The organism is Ruegeria halocynthiae, from assembly GCF_900106805.1.
In the GTDB taxonomy this organism is placed as follows: domain Bacteria; phylum Pseudomonadota; class Alphaproteobacteria; order Rhodobacterales; family Rhodobacteraceae; genus Ruegeria; species Ruegeria halocynthiae.
The window spans coordinates 79,612-92,093 of the sequence record NZ_FNNP01000007.1; the positions used below are offsets into that span (position 1 = coordinate 79,612).

Here is a 12,482-nt window from a genome sequence, read left to right on the forward strand (position 1 = left end):
ACGTTCTCAGCCCTCAAAGAGTCGAGTCCTTGAGGGCCATATCGTCAGGGGTCAGAAGCGGAGGATTACTTCAGCGCCCGCGCCAGAAACGCTTGCGTGGTCTGATGTTTCGGGTTGCCAAACACAGTCTCGGGCGGGCCTCCTTCGAGGATCCGCCCGCTGTCGAGGAAACAAATCTTGTCGGCTGCCTCGCGGGCAAAGCCCATCTCATGCGTGGCCATCACCATCGTCATGCCCTGTTTCTTAAGCATCAGCAGAACATCCAGCACCTCGCCCACCAATTGGGGATCAAGGGCCGAGGTGATTTCATCAAACAACATGACCTCGGGCTGCATCGCCAGCGCACGAACGATGGCGACGCGTTGCTGCTGCCCACCCGACAGCTGGTCAGGATAGTTGTGCATCCGGTCGGCCAACCCGAACCGCGCGAACAGCGCCTCGACCTCAGGCTGCAATTCGGCGCGGGTCAGCCCGCGCACCCGACGGGGGGCGAGCATGACATTCTCAAGCGCGTTCATATGCGGAAACAGGTTGAAGCTTTGGAACACGATCCCGATCCGGGCGCGCACCGATTGCGGGTTCAGACCGGGGATCGAAATATCCTCGCCATCCAGAAAGATCGCGCCGTCTTCGATGGGTTCCAGCAGGTTGATACAGCGCAACAGGGTGGATTTGCCAGACCCTGACGCGCCGATCAGGCAGACCATCTGGCCTTCATCCACAGTCAGATCAATCCCGTCACAGACCGTACGGTCGCCAAAGCGTTTGATGACGCCCTGAAGTTCCAGTTTGGGCATCAGCGCCTCTCTCGCATTTGGCGGGCCATCAGGTGATCGGCGTAGCGGGTGGCGGGGATGGTGACGATCAGAAAGATGATCGCGGCCCCCACATAAGGAGTGAAATTTGCCAGCAGCGATTTGAACACGCCCGCCTGACGGAAGATTTCGACCGGGCCGATGAAGCTGAGCAACGACACGTCCTTTTGCAGCGCAATCAGCATGTTCATCTGTGACGGCACCACATTGCGAATGGCCTGCGGCAACACCACGTCGCGCATCACCTGCTGCTCCGACAAGCCCAAAGACAGGGCGGCCGCACGCTGGCTGTGATGGACGCTATCGATACCAGACCGGAAGATCTCGGCCACATAGGCCGAATAGGTCAGGATCAGAGCCAGCGAGCCCCAGATATAAGGGGAATTCCACGGGCGCGGCAGGCCTAGCCCCGGTATGCCGAACCCGATCAGATAGACGGTCAGGATGACTGGCACGCCGCGGAAAATGTCGGTGAACGCCGCGCCGAAGATGCGCAACGGAAACAGGGCGGGCGATTTGGCATCCCGCGCCAAAGCAATCAGCAGGCCAAGGACTGCGATGGCAGGCGCGGACCACAGGAAGATCATCACGTTGATCCGAAACGCCTCAAGCAGTTTTGGGAAGGTTTTGACCAGCGTGTCGCCGTTGAAAAAGCTTTGCTGAACCTTCGACCATCCCGGCGCCAGCGGCACCAGAAAGTAGAGCGCGGCCACAACGGTGACAGAACTGACCGAAGCGATCACCAACGACCTGCGCCGTTGGTGCGCCTCATAGCGTTCGCGGCGGGTCATCCCCGCCGCCTTGGACCTGCCCATGTTACTGGATCAGAGGAACACCAGTGGTGTCCTGCAACCATTTGGCTTCGATCTCGGCCAGCTTGCCGTTCTCTGCCAGCGCTGCCAGAGCCTCATCAACGCAGGTTTTCAGCGGGTTGCCCTCTTCCATCAACATTCCAAAATGATCGGGATTGTCATTTTCATCTGCGGGGAACTGGCCGATGACTTTCGAGCCTTCGATCATCACCGCGCTCAGGAACAGGGCGGTGGGCAGGTCGAACAGGGCTGCGTCGATCTGGTTGGCCGACATGGCTGCGTTGACATCGGCATTGTCGCCGTAAATCAGCGGGTCATTGTCCGGCTCGATGGTGCTGGCCAGCTTGGGTACAGCTGTGGTCGATCCCATGACGCCCCATACCAGACCTTTCAACGCCTCGACGGTCGGAGCGGTGTCCGCCGCATTTGCGCTGACCAGAACTGCCATTGGTGCTGTGTAATATGGGGTCGAGAAATCAATCACCTGATCCCTTTCGGGTGTGATCGAGTATTGCTGAATGTTGACGTCGAAATTCTTGGCGCCGGGCTGGATCGCCTCATCGAACGAAGACCGGACCCAGACGACATCATCTGCCGAGAACCCCATTTCCTGAGCTACGGCATAAGCCACGGCCGCCTCAAACCCTTCGCCGCTTTCGGGTGCGTCATCGATCACCCAAGGGTAATAGGCCGGGTTGCCCGTTGCGATGGTAAATTTGCCATCCGTCAGGGTTTTTCCGGTGGCGCACTGCTCTTGCGCGAAAGCCGCAGTAGAGAGAGCCAGAAACGAAGTTGCCGCAATCGAGAATGCCCTGAGCATCTGATACAAACCTCCAGTTGGATTGAGTTGCGGCTACGGTAGTTCTGCCCATCGGCACTGTCCAGCGGATGATGGCCGGTATTGGGTTGTGAACGAAAAAGAAACCCGCCAGAATCTGGCGGGTTTCGTTGGTTTCAGTGGTCGCCTGCGTCGCGGTTTCAGCCGAAGACGCGTCCCAGTGCGCCATCCACGGCGTCGGTGATCTGGTCGATGTCATCCGCAGTCGCGATCAGCGCCGGCGAGAAGCACAGCGTGTTGTTGCGACTTGGGATCGAGCGGTTGGTGACGCCGATAATGACGCCTTGCGCCATGCAGTCTGCGACAACAGCCTGCGCCAGCTTTTCATCAACCGGTTCTTTGGAACCGCGATCAGCAACGAGTTCGGCACCCAGGAACAGGCCTTTGCCGCGTACGTCGCCGATGACTTTGTGCTTTTCCATCAACGCCTGCAGGTTGCCCATCATGCGGTCACCCATATCGGTGCAGTTCTGCAGCAGGTTTTCATCTTCGATGATCCGCATGTTCTCGATTGCCGCTGCGGGACCAGCGGTGCAGCCGCCAAAGGTCGAGATATCGCGGAAATAACCCATCGGGTCCGAAGCATCCTCTTTGAACATGTCAAAGACTTCCTCGGTGGTCACCATGCAGGCAATCGCCGCATAGCCCGAGGCGACACCTTTGGCCATGGTCACAAAGTCGGGTTTGATGCCGTATTGCTGGTAACCGAACCAGGTGCCGGTCCGGCCAACGCCGCAGACAACCTCGTCGATATGCAGAAGCACGTCGTATTTCTTGCAAATCTCCTGCACGCGCTGCCAGTAGCCTTCGGGCGCTTCGATCACACCGCCACCTGCGGTTACCGGCTCAAGGCACAGCGCGCCTACGGTGTCGGGGCCTTCGCGCAGGATGACCTCTTCGATCTGATCCGCTGCCCATTCACCAAAGTTCTCAACGGGCGCGCCGTCCAGCTCGTGCTTGCGGTATTCCATGCAATGCGGCACGCGTACGAAATCGGGCGCAAAGGGGCCGTACTGCGCTGTGCGCTCGTCCTGACCGCCCGCAGACATAGTTGCCAGTGTTGAGCCGTGGTAGTCGCGGTCGCGATACAGGATCTTGGTCTTCTTGCCGCCGTACTTCTTGTGCGCGATCTGGCGGATCATTTTGAACGCCTTCTCGTTCGCCTCGGAACCTGAGTTGGTGTAATACACACGGCTCATACCCGGCATCTTGTCGATCAGCATTTCCGCAAAATTCGAACCGGGGATCGAGCCTGCTGTGTTAGCGAAGTAACACAACTTCATCAGCTGGTCATATACCGCCTTACAGATGGATTCGCGGCCATAGCCTACGTTCACTGTCCAGACCCCACCGGAAACGGCATCCAGGTGCTCTTTGCCCTTCTGGTCCCAGACGCGCATACCTTTGCCTTCGACAATGATACGGGGATCATTGGTTTCAAACGGCTTGTGCTGGATCAGGTGATGCCAGATGTGGGCGCGGTCGGCTTCGACGACGCGGGAAAGATCGTTTTCGTTGAACGTGCCGTCCATGACATGTCCTTTCAAAGATAGGGCGCGCGGGGAATCAGTAGGTCCCAACGGGCGTAAAGTGACGTGATACTGCAGATCAACGCGAATGAGGCCGACGAAGTAGGGCCAGATTGGCCCATAGGATATCTCCAGTGTACCAGAATCGCGTATTAATACGAGTTTGTCTTGGTGTAAACTTTGTGCTCAATACAACAATCTGACGAATTTGGGAGGATCGCCGGATGACAGCCACCACAATCTACCAGCAGCATCTGGCTAAAACCCGCGCAAATTTCACGCCCTTGTCGCCACTCAGTTATCTTGAGAGGACTGCGGCGATTTACCCGGATTATCCATCCGTTGTGTATGGTGCGCGCAGGTTTGTCTGGGCAGAAACCTATGCACGGTGTCAACGTCTGGCCAGCGCCTTGGTCGCACGCGGAGTTGGCACAGGCGACACTGTATCGATCATAGCCGCCAATATCCCCGAACTTTACGAGGCACATTTTGGTGTACCCATGGCAGGTGCGGTGTTGAACGCGATCAACACGCGGCTGGATGCGCCGATCATCGCCTTCATACTGAACCATGCCGAAGCCAAAGTTCTGCTGGTCGATCCCGAGTTTTCAGGCGTCGTGAAACAGGCGTTAGAGCAGGTGGATCACGACATTCTGGTGATCGATATCGAAGACACCAGCTTTGACGGCGGCGAGCGGTTGGCTGATCTGACCTATGAAGGCCTGCTTTCCGAGGGTGCATCGGAGTTCGATTGGTCTCTGCCCGCAGACGAATGGGACGCGATCACACTGAATTATACCTCAGGCACCACCGGCAATCCCAAGGGCGTAGTCTATCACCACCGGGGTGCGGCGTTGAACGCGACCTCGAATATTCTGACATGGGGAATGCCGCAACATTCGATCTATCTGTGGACCCTGCCGATGTTCCATTGCAACGGCTGGTGTTTCCCCTGGACGATGGCGGCCAATGCGGGCACGTCCGTTTGTCTGCGCTCCGTACGGGATGAGCCAATCTACCGGGCCTTCCGAGAGGAGGGCGTGACCCATTTTTGCGGCGCACCGATCGTACTGAATATGCTGGCCAATGCGCCGGATCACCTCAAGGATTTCAGCCAACAGATCAAGGTGATGACTGCTGGTGCACCGCCGCCTGCGAAGGTGATCGAAACCATGGAAGGGATGGGCGTCGAGGTGACCCATGTCTACGGCCTGACCGAAACCTACGGGCCGTCTGTCGTCTGCGCATGGAAGGGCGAATGGAACGAGAAGGGCCCCGAGGATCGCGCCGCGCTGAAGGTGCGTCAGGGCGTGAAATACGTGGCCTTGTCCGGGCTGATGGTTGCAGATCCGGAAACGATGGAACCCGTGCCGTCAGACGGTGAGACCATGGGTGAGATATTCATGCAGGGCAACATCGTCATGAAGGGTTACCTCAAGAACGCCGAGGCCACGGACAAGGCCTTCAAGGGCGGTTGGTTTGCCTCGGGCGATCTAGGTGTGATGCACCCGGATGGCTATATTGCTCTGAAAGACCGATCCAAGGACATCATCATTTCGGGCGGCGAGAATATCTCGTCTGTTGAGGTTGAGGATGCGCTCTATAAACATCCCGCCGTGATGGAGGCGGCGGTGGTTGCTCGCCCGGATGAGAAGTGGGGTGAAACGCCCTGCGCCTTTGTCGAGTTGAAGCCGCAAGCTCAGGTGAGCGAGGCCGATATCATCACCTTCTGCCGCGATCATATGGCCCATTTCAAAGCGCCCAAGACGGTTGTTTTCGGGGCGCTGCCGAAAACCTCAACCGGAAAGATCCAGAAGTTCATCCTGCGTGACCGGGCGCGAGAGTTAAGTTAGTCGAAGATCGACAGATCAAGATCCAGCATCTCGCCCATCCAGATGGCGCGATCGCGGTGGTCTGTAAGATGATCGCCGGTCTCGGGGTGGGTGAAGATGGTCAGGCCCTGCCGGTTCAGAATCAGCCAGGGAAAGACCTGTTCAAAGGCCTCGGCGGGAAAACCTAACTGGCAACTCCAGCGCGGGTGGGGACCAACATTGCGCGCGTGCACCCGGCCCATCCGGACGGCGGGAAACAGACGCGCAGCTTCCTCGCAGATCTGTTGGGCCGTGTCCTGTGTGTCGGCGTTGAAATAGACATGGGCGTGATAGCCGGTGATCTGGGGCATGGGGGCTCCGTATGTTGATACGGGGAAACTTAGGTTCTCGCAGAGCGTTTGGGCACCCACACAGCCACACAGATTCTGTGCGTCGCTTCAGAGCGGGGCGTGCAGGTCGGGATGAGCCGCGGCAAAGGCGGAATGCTCGGCGCAAATGGCCTCGACCGCCGCCAGGCGTGGCATGTCTGACAGATCAACATTCCAGCGATGCGCGTTGTAAAGCTGCGGGATCAGGCAGATATCGGCCAGTCCGGGGGTGTCACCGGTACAGAACGGGCTTTGGTCGAATCCGCCCAGCAGCGATTCAAATGCCAGCAACCCGGGTCGGATGAAGTGACGCATCCAGTCGCCGGGCATGTCACCTGCGCCATTGCTGAGCGCAGTGGCATGTTTGGCAACCGACAAATTGCAGACCGGATGGATGTCCACAGCGATACTGTGCGCCAAGGCCCGTGCGGCCGCCCGCTTGGCCGGGTCGGTTGGCAGCAGGCCCAGTTCGCGGGTCTCGTCCAGATAGTCGATGATCGCCAGCGATTGGGTCAGTCGAATCCCATCAATATCCAGTACCGGGACCAGACCCTGCGGATTGCGCGCCAGATGATCCGGTGCGCGATGCCCCCCGTTCACCAGATCAACCACAACGGGGTGATAGGTAAGCCCGGCCAGATTCAGTGCAATCCGCACCCGGTAGCTGGCAGAGGATCGCCAGTAGTCAAACAGTACCACGTCGGTCATTCAGAAATTAGCCCTTGCTTAGTTCCTTGGCGTGCAGCCAGTCCGCATGTTGGGGTGCCCGTTTGGTCCGCGACCATTCCTCAAGCATATCCCATTTCACCGAATCCAGCCGGGCCAGCATGGCCTCTTCTTCGGGATCGGGGCAAGCCAGTTCCACCCGGTGGCCATTGGGGTCGAAGAAATAGATCGAGTGAAAGATCGAATGATCGGTGACGCCCAGTACCTCGACGCCGTTTGCCTCAAGATGGTTCTTGAACGCGATCAGTTCATCGCGGTCCTTCACCTTGAAAGCAATGTGCTGTACCCATTTTGGTGTATTCGGGTCGCGCCCCATCTCGGGCTTGGTCGGTAATTCGAAAAACGCCAGTACATTGCCGTTCCCGGCGTCCAGAAATAGGTGCATATATGGATCAGGTTCATGGGTCGAAGGCACATGGTCTTCGGCAATCGCCAGAACGAAATCCATGTTCAGCATCTTGCCGTACCATTCGACCGTTTCCTTCGCGTCCTTGCAGCGATAGGCGACGTGGTGAATCTGTTCGATTTTCATGACGCTTACTCCTGTTTCAGGGCTGCGGCGACCAGGGCCTGTTTCAGCACCGCGCTGTCCCCGATGTGGTTTGCCAGAACCAGCACGAGGCGGGCGTTGAACGCATCGCTTTCAGCTTTCTCCAGCCCGTCATGGGCCGCCACCAGATTAGCATAGAAGTTGTCCGCATGGGTCAGGTTGGATGAGAGGATCAGATCGGACATGTCGCTTACTCCTTGCCTGTGGCGCGGCGAACCGCGTGCCGGAATGTGTTTTCTTCGTAGGTGTCGCGGCGGGCGGCGACGTGCTGATCGGGCCGGATCAGATAGACCGCGCTCGCAGCATCGCCCAGATAGCGGCGTTTCAGCGTTAGTGTCGGATCGTCCTTGACCGAAAGCGCCAGGCGTTTGACCGTGATGCCATCGACCTCAATCTCATCCGGTGCATCTGCGTCGATGGTCAGCATCGTGAACTGCCCAGCAAGTTTTGGCAGCAGGAACCCGTCACCCAAGGGCGCATCCGGGCAGGACGCTCCCGGGCGTGTCTGCGCTGGTCCGCTTAACGCATCCGCCGAATTCAGAGCAGAGCCGTCATAGACGCAAGGCACGCTCAGGCGGCCGGAATTCACCATTGGGCGGGCAAAGTCGTAATGCTCGCTCAGGTCCAGCACCGCGTCGCGCAAGATGCGGGACATCCGGGATTTCGGAGTGATGAAATCGGTCGAGCGGGTCGAGTTCAGGATGTTCTCGTCCGCGCCGTGAATGCGTTCCTGATCATAGCTGTCCAGCAGCGATTCGGGCGCTTTGCCGTCGATCACCAGTTTCAGCTTCCAGCACAGGTTGTCAGTATCTTGTACACCCGAATTGGCCCCGCGGGCGCCGAAGGGGCTGACCTGATGCGCGCTGTCGCCCGCAAAGATCACGCGGCCATGGCGGAACTGATCCATCCGGCGGCATTGGAAGGTGTAAATACTGACCCATTCCAGTTCAAACTTCACATCCTCGCCCAGCATGGCCTTAAGGCGCGGGATGACGTTTTCGGGGCGTTTCTCACGTTCTTTGTCGATATCCCAACCCAGCTGTAGGTCGATCCGCCAGACTCCATCTGGTTGTTTGTGCAGCAGCGCTGACTGACCCTTGTTGAAGGGGGGATCAAACCAGAACCAGCGCTCCGAGGGGAAATCGGCCTCCATGATCACATCGGCGATCAGGAAATTGTCCTCGAACACGCGGCCCACAAAATCCTTGCCCAGCATCGCCCGCATCGGAGAGCCCGCGCCGTCGCAGGCGATGACCCAATCGGCTTCGACCGTATAAGACCCCTCAGGCGTTTCCACCTCAAGCTTGACGTGATCGGGATGGGTGCCCACGGCCTCGACCTTGTTGCGGCCCCGGATTTCGATCGGCGCGCCCTGTTCCTGCAACTCGCGCACGCGGTCGACCAGAAACTGTTCGAAATAGTATTGTTGCAGGTTGATGAAGGCGGGGTGCTGATCACCGCTGTCAGGTTGCAGGTCGAATTCGTAAACCTGACGCTTGTCGAAGAACACTTTGCCCTTGTTCCACAAAACACCCTTGTCCACCATCGGCTGCCCACAGCCCAGACGGTCGAGGATTTCCAGCGGGCGTTTGGCAAAACAGATGGCGCGGCTGCCAAAGCTTACCTTGTCATTGTCGTCCAGAACCAGAACCTCGATCCCTTGCTGGGCCAGATCGATAGCGGCAGCCAGACCTACGGGTCCAGCCCCGACAACGATGACTTTGTGGCGCACGGGTTCTGGCGCGGATTGGTCCGGGCTGGCCTTGTAGGCGTAAAGTGGAACTTCGAAAATCTTGTTCACTGTCTCTCTCCCTTTTCTGGCACAGCTCATCTGGTCTCCGGTGCTGTTGCACCGGAGGGCTTGCGCCAGAATTTCACTGCCGATTCCGGGCCGCCACGATCTGGATCAAATCCGGTTCGAAAAATTAGGCCTGCAAAACCATTCGTTTTTGGGATCAGTCGAGGCGGGTGGAGCAAATTGCGACGCTCGTCACATGATCATGATCGACGGTAACGCACGGGCACGGATGGCCTTAGGCGTCAGAACCGCGCAGCCATCTTGCCGAGTTCGGTTTGCGGTGCTTGGATGTCGATCGGGGACATGATTACCGCGTTCAGTTCCTTTGCAGAAATTCGAGCCGGTTGCCGAAAGGGTCTTCGGTGAAAAATCGACGGCGGTCTTTCAGCGTTGTATCCCAGCGCAGGGTCTGGCCGAAGGTTTCGATCTGTGCTGCTACCGCATTCAGATCATCAACTATGAAACCCGGATGCGCTTTGCGGGCGGGCGAGAATTCTTTTTCGACCCCCAGATGCAGCTCGCCCTGATCCAGTGCCAGCCAAAGGCCGCCACGTGTACGCAGGGGTTCGGGCTTTGCGAGTTCCTCCAACCCCAGTGCATCGCGCCAGAATGCCCGTGCCTTTGCCTCACCCCCTTGGGGGATCGCGATCTGGATATGATCAACTGCAAACATCGATCAGCGCGCGTACGGGTCTTCCAGAGCAGGCAGAACGGTGCCGGAACAATCGCCAAAACCAATAGTGTACCCGTCCCCCTTGGCCGCCCCGATCAGGGTCAGGGTGTCGCCATCTTCGATAAAGCTGCGGGTTTCACCCGTGTCCAGCGTCAGGGGGTCCTTGCCACCCCAGCTGAGCTCCAGTAGCGAGCCGCGCTCGGGCTTGTTCGGGCCAGAGATCGTGCCCGAACCCAGTAGATCACCCACGTTCATCGGACAGCCCGAGGTGGTGTGATGCGCCAGCTGTTGCGCAGCGGAATAGTACATTTCGCGATAGTTGGTCTGCGCGATGGTCGTGGCCGCGTTGCCCTGTGGCGCCATCGTCACGGCCAGATCGATGTCATACAGCATCGGACCGCAATCCTTCAGGTGATCCAACAACGCAAACTCGCGATCCGGGGCATCGCAGCGGAATGGTTCGAGCGCTGCTTTGGTCACGATCCAAGGGCTGATAGATGTCGCGGTCGCCTTGGCCTGAAACGGCCCCAGTGGCTGGTATTCCCAAGCCTGCACATCGCGCGCAGACCAGTCGTTCAACAAAACGTAGCCAAAGATGTTGTCATCCGCCTCCTGTACCGAAATCGGGCCATCCGAAGGTGTGCCTACGATGGCGCCCATCTCTAGTTCGATGTCAAAACGTCGGCTGGGCAGGAAAGCGGGCAGGTCCTGATCGGGCGATTTCAGCTGTCCCCAAGGGCGGCGGATTTCAGTGCCCGACACAACCACGGATGAAGCGCGTCCGTTATAGCCGATCGGGATGTGCAACCAATTCGGCGGCAGCGCGTTTTCCGGACCTCGAAACATGGTGCCGACGTTCTGGGCATGATTCCGGCCCGCGTAGAAATCGGTGTATTCGCTGACGGCGAACGGCATATGCAACTCGGCTGCGTCCCGCGGGATCAGCAGCGCCTCAAGCTTGTGCTGTTCGTCTGAGCCTTCGGCCAGCAGGGCGGTCAGACGCGCGCGTAAGGCGGCCCAGACGGCGGGGCCTCCTTCCATCAGGGGGTTCCAGAAGGGCAGGTCAAAAAGTGGCTCGTCCGACAGGGCAATCAACCCGTCTGTCTCGGCCGCGGTAACGTCGAAAATCATGTCACCGATGGCGACGCCACAACGGGGCTCGGTGGTTTCGGTCGAGAACACCCCATAGGGCAGGTTGTTCAGTGGAAACGGGTGATCGGCGGAATTGGCCGATGTGACCCAGGAATTCATCAGTGCCATGAGGAGTCCTTATGTCTTTTGTTCACTGCGATGCGGTGCGGAGGGATTTCAGGCCCAGCAAGACCGCCGCCAAAATCAGGAAGCTGCCGCCGATCCGGTCAAGCCACGGCTTTGCCGTGCCCTGCAGGCGCCGGGCCAGCCAGCTTGCACAGCCACCATAGGCGATCAGGAATATCCCGTCGATGACCAGATAAGTCGCTGACAGCGTGGCGAATTGCGGCCAGAAGGGCAGCGCGCCGTCGATAAACAACGGAAACAGCGCGGCGAAGAACACCACCGCTTTGGGGTTCGTGGCGGAGGTGATGAAGCCTTGCATCCACAGCGCATTGCGACTGGTCCACACGGCATTGCGTGAGGATGGTGCACCGGCTTTCAGGATTTGCCTGAACCCCAGAAACACCAGATAGGCGACACCAAGCCATTTGATTATGGTCAGTGCTGTTCCGGAGGTCGCAATCAGCGCAGCAAGGCCCAGACCTGCCGCCAGCATCTGAAGGGAATTGGCAGTCAGGTCTCCCGCAGCCGTGAACATCCCGCGCCGCAGCCCATTGGCCGCAGAGTTCGACAGCATAAGCAGCTGGCTTGGCCCGGGTGTGGCCATCATCAGCAGGACAGTCACCACATAGGTCGTCCAGATATCAAAACTCATTTCGGCTCCGGCGCTTCTTACAGTTTGGTTCAGTATTACTTTTAGAGATGTTGTTGTCATCCTGCCGCAGCGCGCAGAAGGCTGCAATTGCCGTTCGGTGTGGGCGTGGGCGCAAAAGTCTTTCAGTTTGCAGCTTGCCGATTATTGGTTGGTTTTGTAACTATCAAGCATGGCCCATTTAGATGATGACGACCCCGACACGTTCGACTTACGAAGTTTTCTGCCCTTCCTGTTGAATCAGGCGGCCGAGGAAAGCTCGCTCGAATTTCAACGGGTGTACAAGAACCGCTATGGCATGTTGCGCACCGAGTGGCGAGTGCTGTTCCACCTTGGAAACTATGGTGAGATGACGGCGCGTGACATCGTTCTGCGCGCGAAGATTCACAAAACCAAAGTCAGCCGGGCGGTGCGGGGATTACAGCAGCGCCGATACCTGCATAGGCTGCGGGACGAGAATGACCGGAGGGTTGAACAGTTATCGCTGACCGCCTCGGGTCAGGCGGTCTATCGCGAGCTGCGCGATATCGCGCGTGACTATGACGCCAAGCTGGCTGCACGCTTCACCACCGGCGAGGCCGCTTTGCTGCGCATGATGTTGCGGCGTCTCGCCGGGATGGATTAGGGCACTGGTA

The 12,482-nt window shown here is 58.4% G+C and carries 14 protein-coding genes; 2 read left to right on the top strand and 12 right to left on the bottom strand.

From position 1 onward, the window contains the following. Positions 1 to 65 precede the first annotated feature (65 nt). From BLU89_RS16010 to BLU89_RS16025, 4 genes are all read right to left on the bottom strand, one after another. Positions 66 to 797, bottom strand: a complete 732-nt coding sequence (locus BLU89_RS16010; protein ID WP_074737854.1) for an amino acid ABC transporter ATP-binding protein — start codon at positions 795 to 797, stop codon at positions 66 to 68. Next, complete coding sequence (locus BLU89_RS16015) at positions 797 to 1,630, bottom strand: amino acid ABC transporter permease (RefSeq protein ID WP_074737855.1); 834 nt, start codon at positions 1,628 to 1,630, stop codon at positions 797 to 799. The genes BLU89_RS16010 and BLU89_RS16015 overlap by 1 nt, the downstream gene beginning before the upstream one ends. Position 1,631: 1 nt before the next feature. Then, complete coding sequence (locus BLU89_RS16020; protein ID WP_074737856.1) at positions 1,632 to 2,447, bottom strand: ABC transporter substrate-binding protein; 816 nt, start codon at positions 2,445 to 2,447, stop codon at positions 1,632 to 1,634. Positions 2,448 to 2,605: 158 nt separating this feature from the next. After that, positions 2,606 to 3,997 (bottom strand): aminotransferase family protein, encoded by a 1,392-nt coding sequence (locus BLU89_RS16025; protein ID WP_074737857.1) that lies wholly within the window; start codon positions 3,995 to 3,997, stop codon positions 2,606 to 2,608. A 221-nt stretch (positions 3,998 to 4,218) separates the two neighbouring features. On the opposite strand from BLU89_RS16025, the gene BLU89_RS16030 reads away from it, so the two are divergent. Continuing rightward, positions 4,219 to 5,847 (top strand): acyl-CoA synthetase, encoded by a 1,629-nt coding sequence (locus BLU89_RS16030; protein WP_074737858.1) that lies wholly within the window; start codon positions 4,219 to 4,221, stop codon positions 5,845 to 5,847. On the opposite strand, the gene BLU89_RS16035 is transcribed toward BLU89_RS16030, so the two are convergent. The 8 genes from BLU89_RS16035 to BLU89_RS16070 all read right to left on the bottom strand — a co-directional run bounded on the left by BLU89_RS16035 (position 5,844) and on the right by BLU89_RS16070 (position 11,850). Next, on the bottom strand, positions 5,844 to 6,176 hold the full coding sequence (locus tag BLU89_RS16035; RefSeq protein WP_074737859.1) for a DOPA 4,5-dioxygenase family protein: 333 nt from the start codon (positions 6,174 to 6,176) through the stop codon (positions 5,844 to 5,846). The genes BLU89_RS16030 and BLU89_RS16035 overlap by 4 nt on opposite strands. Before the next feature lie 87 nt (positions 6,177 to 6,263). Next, a complete protein-coding gene (maiA, locus tag BLU89_RS16040; RefSeq protein WP_074737861.1) occupies positions 6,264 to 6,902 on the bottom strand; it encodes a maleylacetoacetate isomerase in 639 nt (212 codons plus the stop codon). A 7-nt stretch (positions 6,903 to 6,909) separates the two neighbouring features. Next, positions 6,910 to 7,452, bottom strand: coding sequence for a VOC family protein (locus tag BLU89_RS16045; protein ID WP_074737863.1), 543 nt, complete (start codon positions 7,450 to 7,452; stop codon positions 6,910 to 6,912). 5 nt (positions 7,453 to 7,457) lie between these two features. Further along, positions 7,458 to 7,655, bottom strand: coding sequence for a DUF2783 domain-containing protein (locus BLU89_RS16050; RefSeq protein ID WP_074737865.1), 198 nt, complete (start codon positions 7,653 to 7,655; stop codon positions 7,458 to 7,460). A gap of 5 nt (positions 7,656 to 7,660) precedes the next feature. Next, on the bottom strand, positions 7,661 to 9,271 hold the full coding sequence (locus BLU89_RS16055) for an FAD-dependent oxidoreductase (RefSeq protein ID WP_074737867.1): 1,611 nt from the start codon (positions 9,269 to 9,271) through the stop codon (positions 7,661 to 7,663). 313 nt (positions 9,272 to 9,584) lie between these two features. Continuing rightward, the gene (locus tag BLU89_RS16060) at positions 9,585 to 9,941 is read right to left on the bottom strand and encodes a VOC family protein (protein ID WP_074737869.1); all 357 of its coding nucleotides are present in this window, start codon (positions 9,939 to 9,941) and stop codon (positions 9,585 to 9,587) included. Between the two features lie 3 nt (positions 9,942 to 9,944). Further along, positions 9,945 to 11,201, bottom strand: coding sequence for a fumarylacetoacetase (fahA, locus tag BLU89_RS16065; RefSeq protein WP_074737871.1), 1,257 nt, complete (start codon positions 11,199 to 11,201; stop codon positions 9,945 to 9,947). A gap of 22 nt (positions 11,202 to 11,223) precedes the next feature. Further along, on the bottom strand, positions 11,224 to 11,850 hold the full coding sequence (locus tag BLU89_RS16070) for a LysE family translocator (RefSeq protein ID WP_074737873.1): 627 nt from the start codon (positions 11,848 to 11,850) through the stop codon (positions 11,224 to 11,226). A gap of 169 nt (positions 11,851 to 12,019) precedes the next feature. Between BLU89_RS16070 and BLU89_RS16075 the strand changes: the two genes are divergently transcribed. After that, positions 12,020 to 12,472 carry a MarR family winged helix-turn-helix transcriptional regulator gene (locus tag BLU89_RS16075; protein ID WP_074737875.1) on the top strand — a complete coding sequence of 151 codons (453 nt, stop codon included), beginning with the start codon at positions 12,020 to 12,022 and terminating at the stop codon, positions 12,470 to 12,472. Positions 12,473 to 12,482 lie beyond the last annotated feature (10 nt).